The sequence below is a fragment of the Paenibacillus sp. OK076 genome (genome assembly GCF_900110055.1).
GTDB lineage: Bacteria > Bacillota > Bacilli > Paenibacillales > Paenibacillaceae > Paenibacillus.
Genome location: NZ_FOCH01000001.1, coordinates 3925666 through 3947947, shown reverse-complemented (window position 1 = coordinate 3947947; position 22282 = coordinate 3925666). Strand labels below are relative to the sequence as shown.

Here is a 22282-nt window from a genome sequence, read left to right as displayed (position 1 = left end):
ATGCGTCTACACCACTCATAACAAGGGTGGGGACATATGAGTTCGAAAGTTTCATCAGCAAGTCAACCTACGGAATCACCTACAGCCCAAATACACACTCGTCCCTGGGCTGCCACATTGATCCTGACCGGGGGGATTCTGCTGCTCGCGCTGGGTATGGCGTTGTCCATTTCGTTTGGGGCGGCAGATATCAAGCTGAGCGTGGTATGGGAGGCCATTTTTAACTTTAATCCTGAACTGACTCCGCATCAGATTATATGGGAGATTCGATTACCGCGTATTCTTGGCGGAGCGATGGTGGGTGCCTGCTTCGCAGTAGCCGGTGCCATTATGCAGGGGATGACCCGTAACCCGCTGGCTGATTCCGGGCTGCTCGGACTGAATGCTGGCGCAGGATTTGCGCTTGCTATCTGCTTTGCCTTTTTCCCGGGCATGCCATATATGTATATCATTCTGTACTCCTTCTTGGGTGCAGGACTTGGGGTTCTGTTGGTCTATGGTTTCGGTGCGGCTTCCAAATCCGGACTTACACCTCTCCGGCTCGTTCTGGCGGGGGCGGCAGTGTCAGCGATGCTGTCAGCACTCAGTGAAGGGATTGCACTGTATTTCAAAATTGGACAAGACCTCGCTTTCTGGACAGCGGGCGGTGTAGCCGGCACGAAATGGTCCCAGTTGGAAGTCATGTTCCCTTGGGTTTTGGCTGCGCTTATTGCAGGGATTATTATCTCCCGTTCCATTACGCTGCTTAGCTTGGGGGAAGATATCGCCGTTGGATTGGGTCAACGTACTGGCTTGATCAAACTGGTTGGTCTGATTGTTGTCCTAATCCTCGCAGGTACAGCTGTATCCGTGGTTGGTGCTGTTGGTTTTGTTGGGCTTATCATTCCCCATCTCACACGCAAATTGGTTGGGGTCGATTATCGCTGGATTATTCCATGTTCCGCTGTCATGGGCAGTCTGCTGCTCGTATTCGCGGATCTGGCTGCACGTATGATTAACCCGCCATATGAGACGCCAATTGGCGCCTTGGTTGCCCTAATTGGGGTACCTTTCTTCCTCTATCTGGCGCGTAAAGAAAGGAGGACTCTGTAACGATGGAATCCTCAACTCTGGTTGGAGCAGAACGCAAAAAGAGAACAAAAAGCACCATTGTCATGATTGTACTGGGTGCGTTAATTATTACCGCTTTTATTATCAGTATGAATACAGGGTTCACCCGGCTTTCCCCTCTTGAGGTGATGCGGACCTTGTTTGGCGGTGGGACGGCAAAGCAGGAACTGATCCTGTTTGAATTCCGTTTGCCGCGTATCGTCATTTCGGTTCTTGTCGGTGCGGGACTTGCATTATCCGGTTGTATTCTGCAGGGGGTATCCCGAAATCCTCTGGCTGATCCAGGGATTCTCGGAATTAACGCTGGCGCCGGATTGGTTGTTATGTTGTTTGTTTCCTTCTTCCCGACAACGACGGCGGCTCCAGTATTTTTGCTGCCCATCCTGGCCTTGATCGGGGCAACTTTTGCTGCATTTTTGATTTATGTGCTCTCTTACAAAAAGGGAGAGGGCCTTATGCCTACGCGTATGCTGCTTACAGGGATTGGGGTAGCGGCAGGGATCAGCTCAGCCATGATCGTGTTAACACTTCGGCTTAGTCCGGAGAAGTATCAATTTGTAGCCACCTGGATGGCAGGTAGCATCTGGGGTTCCAACTGGAAATTCGTATCTGCATTGCTGCCGTTTCTCATTGTCCTTGTGCCGCTTGTTCTGTATAAAGCCCGTGTGCTTAATGTACTGAACCTTGGGGATCAAACAGCGAGTGGTCTCGGCGCTCCGGTGGAGCGCGAAAGACTGATCCTGCTGGCTGCAGCCGTGGGACTAGCCGGATCATGTGTATCCGTCAGTGGCGGCATTGGTTTTGTGGGTCTAATAGGTCCGCATCTGGCACGTCGTCTCGTGGGACCCAAACATCAGTTCCTTTTGCCTGCATCCGCATTGGTCGGATCATTGCTTGTGCTTGTTGCAGATACGCTGGGACGCGTAATCTTGCAGCCTTCCGAGATTCCGGCAGGTATTCTGGTCGCCATCATTGGTGCCCCGTACTTCCTGTATCTCTTGAGCAAAACGAAATAGAAAGCAATCATGATGGTATGGTTGCTATAAGGAGGGCTTCAGTCCATGCTTCGCCGTTTCTTTGCCTATTACAGGCCTTACAAAAAGCTGTTCATTCTGGACTTTAGCTGCGCGATATTCGTAGCTCTGCTGGAACTGGCCTTCCCGCTGGCAGTTAATAGAGTCGTGGATGACCTTTTGCCAGGGGGACGCTGGGACTGGATATTATGGGCATGTCTTGCGCTGCTCGCGATCTATCTATTAAACTCGTTCCTCAACTTTGTTGTTACATACTGGGGACATAAGCTTGGTATAAACATCGAGACCGATATGCGTAAGGCACTTTTCAATCATGTACAGAAGCTATCATTCCGTTTCTTTGACAATACCAAAACCGGACATCTGGTCTCTCGTATGACCAATGACCTGATGGATATCGGCGAGATTGCCCATCATGGTCCGGAGGATGTATTTATCGCAGTCATGACGCTGATTGGTGCATTCAGCATCATGATGAGCATTAACGGAAATCTGGCCGTGTTAACATTTATCATTGTACCGCTCATTATTTATCTATCCTTGTATTTTGGCAGCAAGATGTCCAAGGCCTTTAGCCGAATGTTCGGGGATATAGCGGATTTCAACGCACGTGTAGAAAACAATGTAAGTGGTATTCGCGTGGTTCAGGCTTTTGCGAATGAAGAGCATGAAAAAGCACAATTCGCTGTAAATAACAGCCGTTTCCGTCAGACCAAACTGATCGCGTACAAAATCATGGCCTGGAACTCATCCATCAGTTACATGCTGATGAAGCTGGTGTCCCTCTTTGTACTGGTATGCGGCACATGGTTTGTCATTAATGGCAGTATGAGCTACGGTCAATTTATTGCCTTTATTATGCTGTCCAATGTGTTTCTTACACCTATTCAGAAGATCAACTCCGTTATTGAGACGTATCCAAAAGGGATTGCAGGTTTCAAACGGTATACAGAATTGCTCGATATGGAGCCCGACGTTGAAGATCGACCAGGTGCCGCTACCGTATCTCATCTGCGTGGAGATATCCGTTATGAGCAGGTGACCTTTGGCTATTCGGACCAGGAGCCTGTTCTGAAAGGGATTGATCTGAATATTCACGCTGGTGAAACCGTGGCCCTTGTTGGACCATCTGGTGCAGGGAAAACAACCCTGTGCAGTCTGCTGCCTCGATTCTATGATGTGCTGGAAGGTCGCATCACGATCGATGGTCAGGAGATTCAAGATATGACGCTGGATTCATTGCGCAGTCAGATTGGAATTGTTCAGCAGGACGTGTTCCTGTTCGATGGAACAGTTCGTGAGAATATCACGTATGGCAAGCTGGATGCAACAGAAGAAGAAATCTGGATGGCAGCTCGTCGTGCACAGATGGAAACACTGATCACTTCCATGCCGGAAGGAATGGACACGTTAATTGGTGAACGCGGTGTGAAGCTGTCTGGCGGACAGAAACAGCGTTTGTCCATTGCGCGTATGTTCCTGAAGAATCCTCCGATTCTAATTTTGGACGAAGCTACATCTGCACTGGATACGGAGACAGAAGCAGCGATCCAGCAATCCCTTGCGGAATTGTCTGAAGGACGGACTACATTGGTCATTGCCCACAGATTGGCTACGATCAAAAATGCGGATCGCATTATTGTGGTTGCCGAGCAGGGAATCACAGAGCAGGGGCGTCATGAGGAACTGCTTGCAGCAGGTGGTGTATACAGCCGTCTGCATTATGCACAGTTTGGCGCCTGAACGTAACAGAAAGTTCGTGAACGCTGACTCTGCATAAGAAAGCTGTATATGAATTTAAAAAAGACGCCTTCGTCTACTCATGATCCTGAGTAAGACGAAGGCGTCTTTTTCTACTTTTTATTATCACGTTACTGAGCTTGAGTTGAGGTGGTGGATTCACCTCATTCTGCTTCAGCTGTTGTAGTGGATGGCTCTGCTTTGCTGCTACAGGCTGATAACAGCCCACCAATCAGGGTAATCATGAGTATAAGGGTACCGAGCTTGCGTGTTGCTTTCATCGTTATAGTTCCTCCCGCATAGATTACTTATTGGATAATGATAATCATTTATTTATTTAGTCAATGTGATAAGTTTATTGAAAGCGGGAGGGTAGTACAATGGACAAACAGGCGGAAATCCTTTGTACAAAAATAAGGGGAATTTGAAGGAGAGGAGACAAACGTTATGTTGTACATTTTCATAACCTGGCTAATATTGATTTTAATGTTGATTCTACTGGCTCAAGGCATCCAAAAGAATTCCAAGGATAGAGAGGGATCTGTTAAACGTTGGCGCGGATGGTTAATCGGACTTTTTATTTTAGGTAGCGTACCATTGGGGTATGCATTATATACGGAGTTACGCGGGGGATATATAGGAGCCAACATCGGGCTGGGATTGGCTTTGTTTTTTACCTGGGCATACTGTGCCCTCTTGTTATGCGTGACATTAGTGATCTGGGGAAGGTATGGGTACAAGCAGTACAGAAAGAAGTAATTTTGTTGCCCTCAAGTTTATGATAAACATATGTTTCCATGCAACAATAACCATATATGGAACGTTGAAATTAGAAATAGGTTTTAATAAAGGGGATTACCTATGTTCCATCTTCGTCGAGTTCTGATATCGCTCTCATTCCTGATCGTATGCCTTACTGGATGTTCAGGACATATCGATTGTAATTCTGTGCAAACTCAAGCGAATACACCAAGTGAAGATGGATTCACTGGTTATGTGGTTGAGCGCAAAGACGATTCCATTCTAGTGGTTGATCCTGCGTATAAAGACTTCGGTGCGAACGGAGGAAAAAGTAGGTATTATCCGGCAAAATGGTTCTCCAATGCGCCTGATCCGCAGATCGGCTCCTATGTTGAGATCTGGACGGATGGCAGCCCCGAAAACGAGCCTTACCCTGGACAAGCCAGAGCGGGAACGATTGCTGTATCCAGTCCGGCCACCCCAGATGGTGCTCATATGAGTGAGGAGGATGCGATTCGGGTTGGACTGTTCACACCAGATGGAGAAAAGATAAGTATTCCTGTGATTGTAGATGTACAATTTTATCAGGATGTAGGGACGTGGACTATTCGCATGAGAGATGCGATGTCAACGACGGAGAATCAAGATGAGATTGAGATCAGAGTAGAGGATGTAGAGCCAGTCGAGTAACAGAGGGAGTATTTCATTTTGCATATCGATAATTAGATAATTAGATGAGAAAGGAAATTTAAATGGATATTAGGGAGTGGCTTCCCCGCGACAAGTCCGATTTTGAAGCGGTGCGTAAGTTAAGTGAATTCGGTAATGAAGAGTTGCGAGATATCATTCCTGAGCTGATGGAGTGGTTGCAAGATGGAAATTGGCCCATTTCGAAATCCGTCGAAGATTTACTTTTAAGATTTGGAGAAGAACTTGTTCCTCATATTCAAAATGTATTTAAAACAAAAGATCCACAGTGGGAATATTTTATGCTCAGTGGTTTAGACAGTAGATTGCCTTCGCGATATCTAATAGGATTGAAGGTTGATTTGGAAAGAATTTTGAAAAATCCTACAAAAAGTGAGCTGCTTGAGAAATTGGATGAGGTTATAATACCATTGCTGAATAAAATACAATAAAAAGTAGTTCAGTAATTCAGAAAAGTTCATACTAAAGAGCAGTCCTTAGCAACCTTGAACGGCTTAATGCCTTTCGGGGTTGTTTTTTGTCAAAAACAGATCATTCATTAAAGTACAAGCATTATTACATATAACATGAGTGATATTTTGTTTCGGAGTTGGGCTAACGATCTACTTATGTTTAGTCTGCAATCCATGAAAAAACGAACGTATGTTTTACGAATCAGTTGACTTTTTGTGCCAACAACAACTATACTATTATTGTTGGCACAAAAAGTGAGGTGAAGCAATGTCCGCCAAGAAGATGGGACGTCCGCTGTCTGACAATCCCAAAAGCGAAACGATCAAAATCCGTGTTGATCAAGAAATTATGAACAAGCTCGATGCTTCGGCTGAGAAGCTAAATACGAACCGATCAGACATCGTTCGCAAAGGGATTGAGAAGATTTACGACGAGCTCCAAAAATAAAAAAAGGAAGCAGCGTTCGTCCCGAGAAGAACAGCGCTGCTTCCTATCCCGCAATCACTATCAGAATGAGCTGACTGCATAAATATCCTACCATGTGCAGAACGTTCGTTCAAGTCGATGCGAATCCATTTCTGGGAGGATGCACATGAATTCAATTTTGGAAGCACTTTATAACGGGCGACTTCGCCCGGATGAGACGATGATGCCGACACATCCTGAATACCAATTATTAGGGCGGCAAATTGCGGCTCTGACAGAACAATGGAAGAATCGATTGAGCGAGGACGAATTCCGTGAGCTTGAACAGTTGTTTGACTTGTGTGGTCAATGTGATGGTATGCATAGCGAAGCAGCATTTGTTCAGGGATTTCGACTGGGGGCCAACATGCTGATTGAAGTGATGAGTCAACGTGAGGAGTCGGTTCTGGCGACCTCTGCAGATTGTAGTGTAGGAATGATTTGATGATGTAGAAGTTTATGAAAAAAGAAGGTGTGATTTTGATTTTGTATCAAGGAAAGTCAAGAAAATTCATCAATATATTGTTATCGTTGTATACTTGTTTAACATTTTATTTCTTATTCCTGGGCTTCGATAGAAGCTCGTCCAGTCCCGATCAGGGCTTGCGATACAGCTTATCCCTTCAAGGAATTCCTTTACATTTTCCGATGGGGAGAGATTTTAAGATTTGGTTTTTTGAAATGGGGAACTTTGTAGCGTTCATCCCCTTCGGGATGGTCATTCCGCTCCTCTTTCGCTGTGGGTTTATTCGCTTTATCAGCATATTCATTCTCTGTATTACGATGGTAGAGACAGTGCAAATGATTTCCCGTTTAGGTGCGTTTGATATAGACGATATCCTGATTAATACTTTGGGGGCTGCAGTGGGATATGGAGCACAGCGGACAGTAACGCATCATCGGAACACATTAAAAGGACTTATTCGAATCTTCCTGACAGCGATTATTTTTTCAATAGGTACGATCACTGTTGTTGGTGGTCTTAATTATTATTTAGATAACGTTGACGGAAAAAGTGTTGCACTGAATGAACTTGTTTCGAGTGACGGGGCTGTAGTATGGGATGAAGAATTCTCCAGTTTTACAGTAGGCCAGACAAATGTTGAGCCTCAAATCAATCTGTACAGTAGAGAAAAACAAAAAACGAATGAGTTTTCATATCACTTAAATGGAAAATACAAAATTATGAAAGGTTATTTCGCTTTACCGGACGATGTCATCCGAACAGCAAGCCATGAGCCTATTACAATAAGCTTTATCGCCGATGGCACAGAAATCTATTCCTTGATTGTATCAGCGAACAGTGCGGAGAACCATCCTGACTCTTTTCAAACTCCGTTAAAAGGAGTTAAAGAACTGACTATAAAAGTAATAACCGATGGTTCAAATCTGATGACCAATATAGTGATGTGGGACATAACACTGACAGAGCCAAACACAGGGCAAAAGTTCATCAACAGCATTAAATCCATGTTTTAATACATCAATAAAAGCCCTCGATCCTGCCACTTAAGCAGCAAGATCTGAGGGCTTTATCCATTTTCATGCCATATCAACAACAACAGCTAGTACATCCATTACATAACGCTACCTTAATCCGCAATATTTCCCGCCATTTTGAGACGACGTGCAATTTCCTGGAAGTCTTCCTGCGAAATGCCTGGGGCGAATTCTTCTTCCACCGGGGGAGCTTCAGGAATCGGATAACCTTCAGGTACGCCTTGAATGACTTCCAGCGGTTGTCCATCTTCGGGGTGTGTCCCTTTCCAGATCTGACTGATCGCAGTAAAGTCTTTATCACTATAGGTATACAGCTTGGTGTGTAGACCTTTTTCTTCGTATTTCCACGCCTCGTTAAAAGATTTGTTGCTCAGGGATGGAATCGGCACCAATTTGGTTACATTCACTCCGGTTGCAATCTCAAGCGCTTTAGCATAAGCGACCACATGCACGCCGCCGCGTACCAGCAAATAGCCAACAACTGCCCGGGCTGCGGGGTGATCGGTCATTTCATAAACCTTCATTTTATGTGTGCGGGCTCCGCATTCGAGGAAAAAGTTATGCAGCAGATCTTCGACCAGATTGCCACTGTTGAAGACGTTCGCTCCGGTCCACGGATTGCCCATCGAGTCGAAAGGCATTGCTCCCTGTGCGCCAGCCAGGAAATGATAAGACAGACGTGCATCCTTCACAGAACCGAGCGGTGTATCATCCGGCTCTTTGTAATCGGTAGAACCTCTAAGGCATTTGTTAATACCATGAGACACAAGCTCCACATGACCTAATTCTTCGGCGGTGATACTCATCACCAGATCGTAGAAGGGTTTCAATTTTTCCTTGGAGCGAAAGTTAAAGGATTGATAGAGGTAGTTGTTCAACGTTGACATTTCTCCGAATTTACCACCCAGCAATTCTTGTATCGCTGCCGCTGCATTCGTGTCTGGTCTCTCGACATTGGGGATTTCAATTGCGATTTCATCCATACGTTTGAACATTCGGGTATAACCTCCTCGAAATGATTGCTCAGAATAATGAAGTGATGCTGTCATGGCCTATTACACGTTTATCGGATACGCTAAACCCATAATTTTGCAAATGAGGCTTAAGGCGTATGTAATGATGCCTGCATTTGTTATTTCCAATCCCATGTTATTTATGTACAATCAGGACGAATGAAGTTAAGTATGGTTGTCATTATCTGATTTAAATGAAGGAGAACTGAGAGTGCGCAAACGTTGGATTATGGTGGGATGGGGTGTCCTGCTGCTTGTCGTTTTTGGATGTAGCGATGTTACGGCAGCATATGCAAATTATCCGAGTGGATTGGATCAACAAACACGAGATGAGCTTATAGAAAAGTACGGTTTGGAAAAGCCGGAAGATCCACTACCGCGAAATCTTTTATTGGAGGGTGACTTGGGGATGAGCTTCAAATCACCAATTGAACGGTATAAGATGGCGATTAGTACGATTCAATCGCTCCAGCAACCAATTACGTTTATCATTCGTCTACTGGTGTAAAATAAACTTCTACAGGGCAGGCTAACGTAAACATTGCCCAAGGAGTGAATGATATGAGAATGCTCATCGTAGCCCTGATGACGGTGATACTAAGTTTAAGTGGACTAGCAACAAGTTCAGCAACGGCGATTCCGGATTATGCGAAGTGGGGAATCATTGCAGTGAAGGAAACGCAAACCAAGTACAACGTGGACATTTTGGATTACAAACACATTGGCCGCACCTCGTTAACAGCAGACCAATCCCGTGAACAGTTCAAGTTATGGGTACGTAATAAAGACGGTAAACAATTTGCTGTATTTGTGAATGTTGATTTTAACCCGTCTACCCAGCAGCTGAAAAAAGTACAATTCACGGAATCGGATCGACGTTGAACTGAACAAGAACTGCACAGCAAGAAAGATAGGAACCAGACTTCTCTGTAAAAGGGAGTGAGTCTGGTTTTTTAATTTCAAAAAAATCCTTTTTTTAGTTGTTGAATAAAGAACTTATGTTCGCATATAATAATAAAACAAACACATGTTCTTATTGGAGGGATGATTATGCTAGGGAAATATATTGGTCAGATGGTGGAGCTCGTCTACATGGATCGTGCAGGGCATATTACACAGCGGCAGATTCGAATCAACAGTGTGCGGGAAGGGAAGATTAGAGCATCCGCAGGGAAAGAGGGGGCACCCCGAACATTTCTGGAACAAGGTATTCTGGCATGGCGTCCCGTACTCCATAAGGAAGGGAAGGAAGAAATATGCTGAATGATTTTGAACGCAAAATTTTGCGTATTATTGTTAATTATGCGGGGCAGCGTCGCCGGGTGCCACGAATGGATGAGTTAGAGAATAAGACGGGCAGAAGCAAGGCGTTCATTCATGAGTCACTGCTGGAGCTTGAGCGCAGGCAGCATATTGTGTGGGAAAACAAGTCTACGCTGGAAGGCATATTAATTCTGCAAGGATGGGAGCAGGAACAACAGCCCATTCGTAAAAGCCCACCCGCTGGAGATGCCGTGAAATATTTTACCGAATATTAAAACGTAAAAAACGCCAACCCGGAATGCCGGATTGGCGCCATGTGAGGCAGCATACATCTATTAGAAGATAGGAAGTTGATCAAGGTTATTGGTTGGGTCGCCGTCTGCATCACCGCGAATGTACATTTCGCCGTCTTTGCCTTTAAAGACGTTTACACCTGCAATTGCTCCTGCTTTGACTTCTGCCAGTGCTTGTTGGTAGTCCAGCACACGTCCGGATGAAGTTTGGAACGCTGTCAGATCACCGTCACCATTTTTTTGTACTGCTGTGAAGCTTTCGCGTGTCGTTTGATCCATGATGTCACACTCTCCTTATTTGACCAAATAGGAATCTGGTTACCTCTTTAGCCTGTCCGGATCAAAAAAAAAGTATGCATAGCATGGCTTCATATCGCTCGCAGTGATAATTTACAGGCTCTTTTGCATCCGAACATGCAGAATGTCTGCATCATAAAAAGGCTCTTCCGAGATGACTTCATATCCGAGCTTTTCGTAGAACTTCTGCGCCTGGCATTGTGCGTCCAAAACAGAGTAGGAAAGTCCCAATTCGCGTGCCCGTTCTTCCATGGCTAACAGCAGCACACGCCCGTAGCCGAAAGCACGATGAGATTTGAGAACAGCGATACGCTGCATTTTGGCGGTATCCTTGGTGTAATAGATCAGACGCCCTGTAGCTACAGCCTGTCCATCTGTACTTAACAATACGTGATGCACATCAGGGCTGATGATATCATATTGATCGATCTCAATGTCAGCAGGCACCTGCTGCTCGATGACAAAAACATGATTGCGAATATCCAATGCTTCCTGAAGTTGTTCTTCAGTAGTTACATAACTAATCTCAGCTGCCAATTCTATACCTTCTTTCTGCTCTACGCTATCAGACTGAATTATACAAAAAAATGCTTTTCCTGTATAGTTAAGACTGGAACATACTGGGAGAGGAGGGATGAACCATGGGTATGGCAGGAGTGATGGCAATCACCCTTTTAATGGCGGCCGGCATGATTGCTTTGTTGTATTATGTGACCAAGAAGGCGTACTCCAAAAAGTGGGACGAAGATGAGTGAAATGCGACATCCTGTTCCTCAGGGTAAGACTTCAACATTGCCTTGTGGGGAGTACACGTCATGCACAACAGACTTGGAATACACATCCAGCCAAACGGGCAGGTCATCATTCACCTCTTTGGGCTCTTTTAACTGTTGAAATTGTACGGTATGTTCATCCCGTTCCAAACTGCAACCGACAGAAACGTATATTAATGCAACAAGCGCAATCAGACAGGCTACGTTTTTGGCAGTGATAATGAAACGCAGCTTACGTTCTCTCATATTCCTCATATGGAAGTCACCTCGTCATCAAAATGGTAATCATTCCTTTATTGTGCACCAATTCGAATAAAATATTACCAATATAACGATTGACAATGAACACGGTTACTTGGTATGATACTGTTACTTGATTGGCAAACAATTAAATATCATGATCTGTTAGCTCAGCTGGGAGAGCACTATCTTGACAGGGTAGGGGTCAGTGGTTCGAGCCCACTACAGATCATACGTGAGAAGCCTTGCAGAGCAAGGCTTCTTTTCCTTATAGAAGAAACTTCACTATAATTTTTGTGTTCATTAAAGAGAAATGGTCAATTTTTGGTCAAGATCATGTTTTTTTGCTAAGTTTCTCGTTAATTAAATTGCTTTCTACAAGTTCTGTTATTGATTATCGTTAAAAAACACCAACGTCACATTAACTGTGAGTTGGTATTTTTTACGTTAACCGAAAGAATACTGTTTAACTTACAGCTGTTTCTTTTTCATGCTTGGAAGCAAATGAATGTAACATCTAATCTCATTTTTACTGTAGGGTGTCCTAACCGTTCTGAAGCGATTTTTGGGTTAACACTCTGTGATAATAGGAGATTTACACGGGTATGTCGCATTACGTGAAATATAATTATTGGAATGCTCCAACAGCAGCCAAAAGTATTTAATCACTTGGCAGAAATAATTATAAATCGACTGTTTGCCGTCAAAAGCCTCCATAATGAGAAAGTAACTGCTTATGATGTAGCGATCGAGCACCGACAGAAATACAACGAACAGTTGCAGAACTGCTGGCGTTCTGATTTTAAATAAAAAGTTTTCTTACTGTGTAACATTCCCTGCTTGTAAGTGTTCATTTATATATAAGCTAATTTAAATTACAAACAAAGATTTAAGTACTTTCACAAGTAAAGTTCAGAATGCATTTTCAAGCAGACCAAAAATAACTTGAATAAATCAACACTAATGATTCAACTTTAGGAGGATATTCTTATGAGAACGAAATCACTAAAATTAATTACAGTTGGAGTGACTTTTGCTTTAGGGGTTGGAATAGGTGTCTATGGCTGGGGAGCTGTATCTGCTGATACTAGTCCCTCTGAAGATCAAATGGAAATAAAAATCAATGATAAAGGTCAAACATATGGTTCATTTGTTTATCATGGTGAAACACAATTAGATCTAGTTAAGGCTATAGGTGTAGACGGAACTGAAGGTTACATCAAGACTTCAGATATGAATCAAGATTTGCCACAAACTCCTGAAGAAGCAATTCAGAGTATGGATGAACCAAAAGTCGATAAGTACATAAACTTGTACGATAGCAACGAGAATGTTATCGGAAAATTTCTACTCGAAAGTTCAGAAGATTAAAACTACACTACTCCTCCAAAAGTTGCTCTCCATAAGGATCGAGAGCACTTTAAAATCCAATAAGTAAATTCCAGTTCACGTACTGCTCGACTTGTAGTATTCTACTGAAAATATAAAGCTTGCGGTACCATCGCTAATTCTTCTGCAAAGCAGCAAGATTCTGTCTACCCCAATCGCAGAGAATCTCCAGCACGCATCAGCGTTAATCCTTCACGAGACAAAGAGTATTCTACTTTTGGCGGTAATTGTGGGTACTTATGCGTAATTCCATCCAAAGCTCTTTTTCAGTTCTCCATATCGCAATGTTTCTTTATCCATAACCAAAACAAGATATGCATTTTCCATTTTCCACATAATTTCTTGCAGCCTTATACATTACCAATGGTTTTACGCTGAAAAATAGAGTGGTCATGGCGCTTATCAGCAAGGTTCGTTTCGGAAGGTCATGCACTTTACTACCGACAGTCAGGAAGGGACTGATTACCAGAATTCGCTTGCACCGATGGAGGGCTTTGAGAAGAAGATGTAAAAGTTAATATATATTAAGGTGGATTCAACTTTTGGATCATTAATAAATATGTATCAATTACGGAGCAACCATTTCCTTGTATTACATGAGGAAGTGGTTGTTTTTTTATAATAATGATTTACAAACACAATTTAATTGTGTACAATGTAATTGTTAGCAATACAAAAGAGATGTACCTTTACAAAATAAAATCTAAACATACAGAGGAGCCAATACTCATGAAAACATTATATGAAACTACAGTTATTAATACAGGTGGACGTCAAGGGATTGTGCAATCGCCAGATAACGTATTTATGCTTGATGTCGCTGCCCCGCCTGAACTGGGAGGCAAAGTGACGACAGCTACGAATCCAGAGCAATTGTTTGCAGCAGGCTACAGTGCTTGCTTTAATTCGGCGCTGGAGTTTCAGTTGAAGAAACACAAAGTCGAAATTGAGAGAAGCACGGTATCGGCTACGGTTATGCTTGTGACAGACCCTACGGATAATGGTGTGAAACTGGAAGTGGAACTTGAAGTTAAAATTGAAGGTCTGGATGAGGAGACAGCACAGAAATTTGTCAAACTTGCTCATGACTACTGCCCATATTCCAAAGGCATCAAAGGGAACGTCAATGTTACCGTTGGGCTAGCTTAATCATTAAGCCAAGCCAAGTCAATTCAACCGTTAGTTTGAACTTCATTGTTGAAGTCTGAAGCACGTATCTAAAATACGGTCTAAACTACCTGAAGGCCTCCGAGAAATCGGAGGTTTTTTTGATATGCTCTTTAACTTTGCAGCGACAACCAATAAATAGGTAATGAAATCAATTACGATTGAAATATACCCATATGGGGTATATTATAAGAGTAGAAATCGAAAGTTCAAAGGAGTGCAACTCATGAAAAAGTATGCAATGATATTGCTGACTACGGTGATCACGGGCAGTCTGATGTTAAGTGGATGTGGCAAGAATGCTGGGCAGGATAATAGCAGTAGTGACAGTCATGCAATGAGTACAGGAATGATGCACCACTCGGATTCGGGAGAATTACCGGAAGGGCTGCAGGAAAAGAAAAATCCTACATATCCAGTGGGCAGCCAGGCCGTGATGAGTACGGACCATATGGCTGGAATGAAGGGTGCAGAAGCGACCATTGTGGGGGCCTATGAGACGACAGCGTATGCAGTCTCGTACACACCCACCACAGGGGGAGACATTGTGAAAAATCATAAATGGGTGATCCAAGAGGAAATTCAGGACCATACGGATCAACCGTATGCAGCAGGAGCAGAGGTTGTGCTGAATGCTGATCACATGTCTGGAATGAAAGGTGCCAAGGCAACGATTGACTCTGCTGAGCAAACGACGGTATACATGGTTGATTATAACCCGACCACAGGCGGAGATCCGGTGAAGAATCATAAATGGGTCACGGAAGAAGAATTGTCTATTCAATAATATATTTTAATGAATAAACAAATTTTCACTCAATTATGGGTTATACTGGAACTATAAGATTAAAGTTGCTGGAAAGGGGAATGTATATGATGGACTTTAGCAAGCCGCCCCATGCTTCGGAATCACATACACACAAACAGCGCCATGAAGAAAATGAACAACAGCTTTTAGCCGGAGGAAAAAGCATTTGGTGGGAAATCAGCAACTGGCTCATTCTCGCTGGGATACTTGCGGTGATCTTCGTATTGTTTAAGTTCGTTTTCTAGAAAAGATTAAACATTAAAACTTTGGATAAGGGCCATATTACATGGGCTCTTTTTTTTACGCTCGTACATATAAATCATCAACCGAATAACAAATGACAAAAATAAATATTTGTCACGAAAGCAAGAAAGAATTACTTGAAGGCGTGACTGCACAATGGCTTGAAGATGAGATTATCGCGCCTTGGACGGCAATAACTAAGGATCAGAGTTATAACAGAGAGGGCACACGTCATCTAAAAGTATATATAGAAGCATTAATCGCTCGTAAACGTCATTATGCCGAATCCGATGCAGAGTTGTTTGAGATGTACGCACGGGTAACCCAGGAATCAGCAGATATTATCAATAAACATGTGCAGCATCTGGTGCGTCATTTGAGTGAGATCATCCAGCAGGAGAACCCATTCCAATTCAACAACCCAGATGTGCTTGCTGCGGCGATTCTTCAAGCTACCGCTCGTTTTCATCATCCGGCACACGTCTACGAATGGCAAAGCCCTGCAATTGATGCGGAATTTGAGCAGGTGTGGTTGTTGATCGAAAAGGGATTATTACATTTGGAACAAGAGAGGGAGTCATCGTAAATGAAAAAGCTAACAGGTAAAGTGGCCATTGTAACTGGCTCATCCCGGGGGATTGGACGTACTATTGCAGAGCAACTCGCTGAATTGGGCGCAGATGTCGTCATTAACTATGCGAGCAGTCCCGATAAAGCAGAACAGGTGGCAGATATTGCTCGTCAAAAAGGAGTGCGTGCCATTACCGTTCAGGCTGACCTTGCTCGGAAGGAAGATGTGGAGCGTTTATTTTCCGAGACGATTAGCCAGCTTGGAAAAGTTGATATTCTGATCAACAATGCAGGCATCATGAAAACGACGCCTCTGGCAGATGTGACTGAGGAAGAATTCGATCAGCAGTTTGCCATCAATGTTAAAGGTACATTTTTTGCTTGTCAGCAAGCATTGAAACACATGGAGGATCAGGGCCGAATCGTTAACTTCTCCACTTCCGTAAACGGACAGATGTTTCCGGGATACAGCGTGTACGCAGGTACCAAAGGTGCAGTTGAACAGATTACTCGTCAGCTCGCGAAGGAATTTGGCTCCAAACAAATCACCATTAATGCCGTTGCACCAGGTCCGGTGAATACCGAATTGTTTTCAGTCGGAAAGACGGAGCAACAGCTCGAAGGGCTGCGTAAAATGAATGCATTTGGTCGTCTGGGTGAGCCAGAGGACATTGCCAATGTGATCTCTTTCCTTGTCAGTGCAGAGTCGCAATGGGTCACAGGACAGACGCTGCGTGCAAACGGTGGCTTCATTTAATTATATCATGCACGAAGTTTACTCTTTTTGACACACAACCGGGCGAATCCCCATATGATGCATTACATCAGCAAGTAATTGGGGAAATGGGGAATCCGGGATGGCAAAAGCAAAGGGAAAAAAGGCTCCCGTGTTAAAGAGTGACAAACTTCGTGTATCCATGAAGTTGGTTACTTCGGATGTATGTGAGCGCTGCAAGACCCCCTGTACACGAGGAATGGATTATGCAGCACGGATGCGAACCGATGGAGCTGTAGGCAAGGGCGTACCTTGTATATTGACTCGTCATACCTCGTAGTCAGCAGCATAATAAAATTGATCCACAAGAAATTCGCATAATTACGCATTGCCAATAACTATACTATAGGGGCGTCCTTTAACAGGGTACGCCTCTTTTTGATCGTTCCAAGGGGTGGAAAATATTCTGGATAAAAAATGAAAAATGATGAAAAACAGCGCAACTTTGTGGATGAGTCTGCAGTATAAATGTACAACAGCTAGCAGCAGGGGAGGGAATATTGACGGAATGAAATGGAAAAGAATTTTGCTGTGTGTCACGGTATTCTCCTTGCTCGGCGGGTCTTTATTGTTTGCAGATTCAGTGAACGAGAAGATTCGGGTTCTCATAAACGGCAAGGAAGCAGCTGACGGTGGTTATCTGATTGACGGAACGACCTATGTACCTGTAAGGGAAGCGGGCGGAATCGCCAGATGGGATAGCACAAACAAGAGAGTAACGGTTATCAAACCGAATGTACATATTTTTCTCTTCAAGGGAGATACCGTGTTTGGCAACGTGAACGTGGGTAAGTTGAAATTTAATGTGTTCTCACAAGTCGATAGTTTGACAACGGATATAGCTGCTGTAAAGGTGACGATTACCAACCCAAGTGGTGAGGTTAAGGATATTCAATCCCAGGAGCTTAAGACACAGAAGGATAACTTCTGGTTCCGAACGTACGATTTTACGTATGATTTTAGCCGGGCTGGTAAGTACCAAATCGGTTTTTATATTAAAGAAAATGCAAACAGTGGTTATGTGCTGGCAGCCGAGAAAATCATTACCGCGCTGAACGATTGAAGCAAAAATAACCTTGTCGGTTAAATTGACCTGAACCATTGAACATGTTACGATATGCAAGGTTACACAATTTCTATTTATAAAGCGAGGTATATCAATGAGCGATCACACACATGAACACGGCGATGCCTGCGGATGCGGTCAAGACCACGACCACGACCACGAGCATGAAGAAGTTCTTCTGACACTGACAGACGAGAACGGAAATGACGTGGAAATGGTTTTGGTGGAGACGTTTGACGTGGAGAAGCATGTTTATGCGCTCCTGCTGGAACGTAACAATCCTGAAGCTGACGGCATCATTCTGCGTATGGAAGAAGAAGACGAGGAAATGGTGCTCTACAATATTGAAGACGAAGAAGAGTGGACCCGTGTTGAAGCGGCGTACAACGAACTCGTTGCAAGCCAAGAATAGTCATCCTTTTGGAATAAAGCAAGAAGGCTCCTTGATCACAGGGGGCCTTTTGTTTGCTTTTTATTAGGTGTATCTGCTGTTTTTTCTTGTCATAGGGACAGTGAAATAGGTGGGAAAATGCAAACGATACAGCGATCATAAGCCCAAGGCAGGACAAGTATGGGTGGAGAAAAAATAAAAAGGCCAAGCATCCCGCTTGGCCTTAGAGATCGATCAACCTCATTTAGAGGTGGCTGTTCTAGAAAATTGCATCTGCTTCTACGATGACTTTTACGTTAGTTACGCTACGGTCTTCAGGTCCTTTTACAGGCAAACCAACTTCAACATGATCAATGATGTAGTCGATGTTTTCCTGAGTGATAACCTCACCTGGGAGCAGAATCGGAATTCCTGGCGGATAAACGTAGATGAATTCCGAAATAATCCGGCCCGCGGATTCCTTGAAAGGAATGACTTCGGTATCACCATAGAACGCATCACGTGGAGTCAGCATCAGCTGTGGCACATCTGGAACCTTGACCACCAACTCATGAGCTGGATTCACTTGATAATACGTACGGGATAGATCTTGCAGGGCGCTCAGCAAGATTTCTACCGAATCATCCGTATCTCCCGGCGTGATGAGGCAAAGAATATTATACATATCACTGAGCTCCACCTCGATTTTGTAATGCTCACGTAGCCAGTTCTCTGTTTCGTAGCCTGTAATTCCAAGGTGGCGAACATGAACAGTTACTTTGGTTGGGTCGTAATTAAAGGTAGCCTCTGTGCCCAGGAGCTCTCTGCCGAAGCAATACAGACCGTCCATATCATTAATGGAGCGTCTTGCAAACTCAGCCAGATCAATAGCTTTCTGTGCCATCTGATGGCCATTCAGAGCCAGATTACGTCTCGACGTGTCGAGCGAAGCCAGCAGGATGTAAGAAGTCGACGTTGAAGTCAACATACTCAAAATGGTTTGTACACGTTGCGGATTGACATATCCATTCTTCGTGTTCAGGTTAAGTACAGAACTCTGAGTCATCGATCCACCCAGCTTGTGTACACTCGTTGCAGCCATATCAGCCCCGGCGGCCATAGCTGAGAGTGGCAGATCTTCATGGAAATGAATGAGTACGCCATGCGCTTCATCCACAAGTACTGGGACTTGATAGCTATGCGCCAGTTCAACAATTTCTTTCAGATCGGTACATACGCCGAAGTACGTTGGGTTAATGACGAGCAGTGCCTTGGCATCAGGATGACGCTCAAGAGCACGTCGGATCGCGCCCGTAGTGACACCGTGATCGATCCCTAGATTGGCATCCTGCGCAGGAGAGACGAACACAGGTTTCGCTCCTGAGAAAATGATGGCAGACATGACCGACTTATGCACATTACGGGGCACAATAATCTTGTCACCCGGCTCACATACGGACAAAATCATGGTCATGATGGCACTGCTTGTGCCTTGCACACTAAAATAGGTATAATCGGCTCCGAAGGCATCGGCTGCCAGAATCTGCGCTTCCTCAATGACACCGGTTGGCTGATGCAAATCATCTAGCGGTGCGATGTTAATCAAATCTATGGAGAGGGCATTATCGCCGATAAATTCACGAAATTCGGTATCCGTTCCCAATCCTTTTTTATGTCCCGGAATATGAAATTGCACCGGATTGAGTGCCGCGTGATTTTTTAAAGCGGTAAACAGCGGCGTACGGCGGTGATCCATCAGTGCTGTCACAACCTTTCCTAATTATAATTTGTAAGAAAAACGTCTTTCGACGTAAATTCTATGAAGACAGACCGCATATAGCGGATGTTTTTCTTGCGATCACGGATTTAAGTTCAGCTTCGCTGAAAACTTATCATATTGTAATCTCAAACAAATTTGAGTATAGCAAATTAAGAACCGAATGCAAGCAGTATTGCTTGACAATTTTTCGAATTGCTGAGATTTGGACACATCCCCGAGGGTTACAGTAAGGATAGGAGATGGGCAAGCGAGCATCGAAAGGGGAAAAAGAATGCAAACCAATACAAAACCAGCCAAAATCTTGCGATCACCTTTTTTTATCGCCATGTGGCTAACGCTTTTTCTAGTTGAAATCATTAAGGGTGCCCTGCTGGTCGCTATTTTGCCCGTGTATATGGACAATATTCTGGGCTTGTCCGCTGGCGTGATTGGTGTGGCCTTTGCCCTTCAATATTTGGGAGATAATCTGTTCCGGGCTCCCTCTGGCTGGGCTGCAGAACGGATTGGGTTCCGCGCGACAATGGTGACGGCCCTAATTTGTACATTAGTTGCTGTAATCATGATTATATTCTTCAAAAGTGCATTTGGACTTGCCATGGCTTGTCTCATTCTTGGAATTGGTACGTCACCCCTTTGGCCTTGCGCCATGACAGGCGTGACCGCGATGTCGGGGCCGCAGAACAAAAACGGTACAGCCATGGGCGCGCTGGAGATGGCGGCTCTTGGGGGCACTGGACTTGGGCCGATCGGCATGAACTGGCTGCTGGAGCGGACGCATCACGATTACCGCACCATTTTCCTGGTGTTGATGGGTGTTGCAATCCTGGTTATTCTGGTCGCCTTAGTTCTACCCGGACGTGTCGTTGTTGAGGGAGAGCATGCGCAAAGTGAGACCAGCCGGGCAGATATGAAATATCCGGCTAAACCGAATATTCTTACGCCTTTCATCCGACTCAAAAACAGTGTCCAGGGCACATTGCAGCGGGTACGCAGCACCCTTAATGTGAATCCGCTCGTATATCCTGCACTGTTTATGCAGTCTTTTGTTATTGGCCTGCTCAGTCCCGTGCTTACGCTATACACTCGCACAGACCTGCACATCTCGCCCAACCTGTACAGCTTGTTGCTGATAGCCGGTGGTGGCATCACGGTCATTGCACTGCTGCCTGTAGGGAAAATGGTAGATCGGTTTGGAACGGCACCGTTCCTGAACATCGGTTTTTTGATGGCAGCAGCAAGTCTGTTTGCTTTTTCTTCCATTACGTCCATTCCTGTTGTGTTCGGCATCGTCATGCTGGTTGGCGTTAGCTATGCGATGATTCTCCCAGCCTGGAATGCGTTTGTAGCCACATTGATTCCCAAAGGAGAACGCGGAGCGATCTGGGGTTTCTTCTTGACCCTTCAGGGATCAGGCATGGTCGTAGGGCCGATTGTATCCGGTCTGCTGTGGGATCACATTAGTCATCCTGCGCCATTTATCGGAAGTGCTGTCGTTATGGCTGGACTTGCTGTTGTGCATTATGTGTTATCCCGTAAACCGTATCGTACAGCTCCTGCCAAATGATGCGATTGAAGTCTGGTAAGGTTGATCTATTAAAAAAGGGAGTTCCAACAACCGTACAGGTTGTGGAACTCCCTTTTTGATTGCTAAAATGCCTCCATTTCGCGGCCATTATATCATGAAAAACGGGAGCTTGCCCCTGTGCATCTGCGGAAAGCTGCGATCCTTCGGATCAATCGGTGAAAAATAGTCAAATAACCAAGTACCCTTACATAAAATGAAGTATAAAATAGGGTAAGCCGATTGAGTAGAAGCGATTGAAGAAGATGGCCGGAGCATCTCCGGTACAGATGGAGGGAGTGCCGTGAATAAGAGTTATGAAGTTGAATATTGCAATCTGGAGCTGCGGTTCAACCGTCGGCATATCCAAAATTTGATCAAAGACCTTATTCGTGAGGGGTATTCACTATATTGGAGCGAGGACGAATCCTTTTTTATTCTGTCAGTCCGCACCGGACGCAAGCTGGTAAAGCTCCGTTTTCAACAGACGCGCAGCGGGAATTACAAGATGACGGGAGATTATATTATCAAGGACGCAAAGCTTGCGGAATGGTTAGAGAAGCTGATTGGGGATACACGCGGGCATGCCGTTGTGAAACGGTTTAAGGATCAACAGATGACCGTGGAGAATATTTTGTTCGGTGAAGTCATTCGTCTCGTTGAAGTATCCGGGTTCAAACAGCGTGTTATTTTTCAAAAGGAACCTGCGCCGACGGCGGAAGAGATGGAAGAAATGTTCCTCTCGCGCGAAGGTGAGGAGCGACTCATGCTGCTGCGCATGGAAGTGGATGATGAACTGGAGCGTCTGTATGCCGCCATTCAGATGGATAATATCGAAAAAGCAAATGCCTGTCGGAAAGTCTTAAAGCAGTTGTCAGGGCACCTGTTGATGCTGGAAGGCTGACATATAACGCTGTATTTAT

The 22282-nt window shown here is 44.5% G+C and carries 28 protein-coding genes and 1 tRNA gene; 24 read left to right on the top strand and 5 right to left on the bottom strand.

Features of this window, described 5'->3' with window-relative positions; all coding sequences use genetic code 11:
- Window positions 1–36 precede the first annotated feature (36 nt).
- The 8 genes from BMY78_RS17585 (at window position 37) to BMY78_RS17545 (ending at window position 7730) form a co-directional block, all read left to right on the top strand.
- Complete coding sequence (locus tag BMY78_RS17585) at window positions 37–1092, top strand: FecCD family ABC transporter permease (protein ID WP_090901198.1); 1056 nt, start codon at window positions 37–39, stop codon at window positions 1090–1092.
- Between the two features lie 2 nt (window positions 1093–1094).
- Window positions 1095–2126, top strand: coding sequence for a FecCD family ABC transporter permease (locus tag BMY78_RS17580; RefSeq protein ID WP_090901195.1), 1032 nt, complete (start codon window positions 1095–1097; stop codon window positions 2124–2126).
- A gap of 45 nt (window positions 2127–2171) precedes the next feature.
- A complete protein-coding gene (locus BMY78_RS17575) occupies window positions 2172–3887 on the top strand; it encodes an ABC transporter ATP-binding protein (RefSeq protein WP_090901192.1) in 1716 nt (571 codons plus the stop codon).
- Between the two features lie 858 nt (window positions 3888–4745).
- Window positions 4746–5315 carry a DUF3221 domain-containing protein gene (locus BMY78_RS17565; RefSeq protein ID WP_090901186.1) on the top strand — a complete coding sequence of 190 codons (570 nt, stop codon included), beginning with the start codon at window positions 4746–4748 and terminating at the stop codon, window positions 5313–5315.
- Window positions 5316–5377: 62 nt separating this feature from the next.
- Window positions 5378–5764: a DUF5071 domain-containing protein gene (locus BMY78_RS17560; RefSeq protein ID WP_090901183.1), complete on the top strand. Its 387-nt coding sequence runs from the start codon at window positions 5378–5380 to the stop codon at window positions 5762–5764.
- A gap of 289 nt (window positions 5765–6053) precedes the next feature.
- Window positions 6054–6233, top strand: coding sequence for a ribbon-helix-helix protein, CopG family (locus tag BMY78_RS17555; protein WP_090901180.1), 180 nt, complete (start codon window positions 6054–6056; stop codon window positions 6231–6233).
- Between the two features lie 145 nt (window positions 6234–6378).
- Window positions 6379–6696: a DUF6809 family protein gene (locus BMY78_RS17550; protein ID WP_090901178.1), complete on the top strand. Its 318-nt coding sequence runs from the start codon at window positions 6379–6381 to the stop codon at window positions 6694–6696.
- 14 nt (window positions 6697–6710) lie between these two features.
- A complete protein-coding gene (locus BMY78_RS17545) occupies window positions 6711–7730 on the top strand; it encodes a VanZ family protein (RefSeq protein WP_256222176.1) in 1020 nt (339 codons plus the stop codon).
- Between the two features lie 113 nt (window positions 7731–7843).
- On the opposite strand, the gene BMY78_RS17540 is transcribed toward BMY78_RS17545, so the two are convergent.
- Complete coding sequence (locus tag BMY78_RS17540) at window positions 7844–8746, bottom strand: manganese catalase family protein (RefSeq protein ID WP_090901175.1); 903 nt, start codon at window positions 8744–8746, stop codon at window positions 7844–7846.
- Between the two features lie 229 nt (window positions 8747–8975).
- Here BMY78_RS17540 and BMY78_RS17535 point away from each other — a divergent pair, with 229 nt between their 5' ends.
- From BMY78_RS17535 to BMY78_RS17520, 4 genes are all read left to right on the top strand, one after another.
- Window positions 8976–9272 (top strand): hypothetical protein, encoded by a 297-nt coding sequence (locus BMY78_RS17535; protein WP_090901173.1) that lies wholly within the window; start codon window positions 8976–8978, stop codon window positions 9270–9272.
- Window positions 9273–9325: 53 nt separating this feature from the next.
- Window positions 9326–9646 carry a DUF3889 domain-containing protein gene (locus tag BMY78_RS17530; RefSeq protein ID WP_064636525.1) on the top strand — a complete coding sequence of 107 codons (321 nt, stop codon included), beginning with the start codon at window positions 9326–9328 and terminating at the stop codon, window positions 9644–9646.
- 168 nt (window positions 9647–9814) lie between these two features.
- Complete coding sequence (locus BMY78_RS17525; protein WP_064636528.1) at window positions 9815–10027, top strand: hypothetical protein; 213 nt, start codon at window positions 9815–9817, stop codon at window positions 10025–10027.
- A complete protein-coding gene (locus tag BMY78_RS17520; RefSeq protein ID WP_090901170.1) occupies window positions 10021–10302 on the top strand; it encodes a hypothetical protein in 282 nt (93 codons plus the stop codon). Before BMY78_RS17525 ends, BMY78_RS17520 begins: the two co-directional genes overlap by 7 nt.
- A 60-nt stretch (window positions 10303–10362) precedes the next feature.
- Here BMY78_RS17520 and BMY78_RS17515 read toward each other — a convergent pair whose 3' ends face one another.
- The 3 genes from BMY78_RS17515 to BMY78_RS17505 all read right to left on the bottom strand — a co-directional run bounded on the left by BMY78_RS17515 (window position 10363) and on the right by BMY78_RS17505 (window position 11645).
- A complete protein-coding gene (locus BMY78_RS17515) occupies window positions 10363–10599 on the bottom strand; it encodes a DUF3892 domain-containing protein (RefSeq protein ID WP_076288193.1) in 237 nt (78 codons plus the stop codon).
- 111 nt (window positions 10600–10710) lie between these two features.
- Window positions 10711–11154, bottom strand: a complete 444-nt coding sequence (locus BMY78_RS17510) for a GNAT family N-acetyltransferase (protein ID WP_090901168.1) — start codon at window positions 11152–11154, stop codon at window positions 10711–10713.
- A 236-nt stretch (window positions 11155–11390) separates the two neighbouring features.
- The gene (locus BMY78_RS17505; RefSeq protein WP_090901166.1) at window positions 11391–11645 is read right to left on the bottom strand and encodes a hypothetical protein; all 255 of its coding nucleotides are present in this window, start codon (window positions 11643–11645) and stop codon (window positions 11391–11393) included.
- A gap of 144 nt (window positions 11646–11789) precedes the next feature.
- Here BMY78_RS17505 and BMY78_RS17500 point away from each other — a divergent pair.
- The 10 genes from BMY78_RS17500 (at window position 11790) to BMY78_RS17450 (ending at window position 18060) form a co-directional block, all read left to right on the top strand.
- Window positions 11790–11862: transfer RNA gene (locus BMY78_RS17500), tRNA-Val, on the top strand.
- Window positions 11863–12620: 758 nt separating this feature from the next.
- Window positions 12621–13001 (top strand): hypothetical protein, encoded by a 381-nt coding sequence (locus BMY78_RS17495; RefSeq protein WP_090901163.1) that lies wholly within the window; start codon window positions 12621–12623, stop codon window positions 12999–13001.
- A 747-nt stretch (window positions 13002–13748) separates the two neighbouring features.
- Window positions 13749–14168, top strand: a complete 420-nt coding sequence (locus tag BMY78_RS17485; protein WP_064636540.1) for an organic hydroperoxide resistance protein — start codon at window positions 13749–13751, stop codon at window positions 14166–14168.
- 244 nt (window positions 14169–14412) lie between these two features.
- Window positions 14413–14973 carry a YdhK family protein gene (locus BMY78_RS17480; RefSeq protein ID WP_090901160.1) on the top strand — a complete coding sequence of 187 codons (561 nt, stop codon included), beginning with the start codon at window positions 14413–14415 and terminating at the stop codon, window positions 14971–14973.
- Between the two features lie 86 nt (window positions 14974–15059).
- Window positions 15060–15239, top strand: coding sequence for a hypothetical protein (locus BMY78_RS17475; protein ID WP_064636548.1), 180 nt, complete (start codon window positions 15060–15062; stop codon window positions 15237–15239).
- Between the two features lie 92 nt (window positions 15240–15331).
- Window positions 15332–15823: a TetR/AcrR family transcriptional regulator gene (locus BMY78_RS17470; RefSeq protein ID WP_143067040.1), complete on the top strand. Its 492-nt coding sequence runs from the start codon at window positions 15332–15334 to the stop codon at window positions 15821–15823.
- Window positions 15824–16564, top strand: coding sequence for an SDR family oxidoreductase (locus tag BMY78_RS17465; protein WP_090901154.1), 741 nt, complete (start codon window positions 15824–15826; stop codon window positions 16562–16564).
- Window positions 16565–16664: 100 nt separating this feature from the next.
- Complete coding sequence (locus tag BMY78_RS17460; protein ID WP_090901151.1) at window positions 16665–16862, top strand: hypothetical protein; 198 nt, start codon at window positions 16665–16667, stop codon at window positions 16860–16862.
- A 228-nt stretch (window positions 16863–17090) separates the two neighbouring features.
- The gene (locus BMY78_RS17455; RefSeq protein ID WP_090901148.1) at window positions 17091–17645 is read left to right on the top strand and encodes a copper amine oxidase; all 555 of its coding nucleotides are present in this window, start codon (window positions 17091–17093) and stop codon (window positions 17643–17645) included.
- 97 nt (window positions 17646–17742) lie between these two features.
- The gene (locus BMY78_RS17450) at window positions 17743–18060 is read left to right on the top strand and encodes a DUF1292 domain-containing protein (RefSeq protein ID WP_063565566.1); all 318 of its coding nucleotides are present in this window, start codon (window positions 17743–17745) and stop codon (window positions 18058–18060) included.
- A gap of 238 nt (window positions 18061–18298) precedes the next feature.
- On the opposite strand, the gene BMY78_RS17445 is transcribed toward BMY78_RS17450, so the two are convergent.
- A complete protein-coding gene (locus BMY78_RS17445) occupies window positions 18299–19774 on the bottom strand; it encodes an aminotransferase class I/II-fold pyridoxal phosphate-dependent enzyme (RefSeq protein ID WP_090902557.1) in 1476 nt (491 codons plus the stop codon).
- Window positions 19775–20069: 295 nt separating this feature from the next.
- Here BMY78_RS17445 and BMY78_RS17440 point away from each other — a divergent pair, with 295 nt between their 5' ends.
- Both BMY78_RS17440 and BMY78_RS17435 read left to right on the top strand, forming a co-directional pair.
- Window positions 20070–21362 (top strand): MFS transporter, encoded by a 1293-nt coding sequence (locus tag BMY78_RS17440; RefSeq protein ID WP_090901144.1) that lies wholly within the window; start codon window positions 20070–20072, stop codon window positions 21360–21362.
- A gap of 301 nt (window positions 21363–21663) precedes the next feature.
- A complete protein-coding gene (locus BMY78_RS17435; protein WP_090901140.1) occupies window positions 21664–22263 on the top strand; it encodes a hypothetical protein in 600 nt (199 codons plus the stop codon).
- The last annotated feature ends 19 nt before the right edge of the window (window positions 22264–22282 follow it).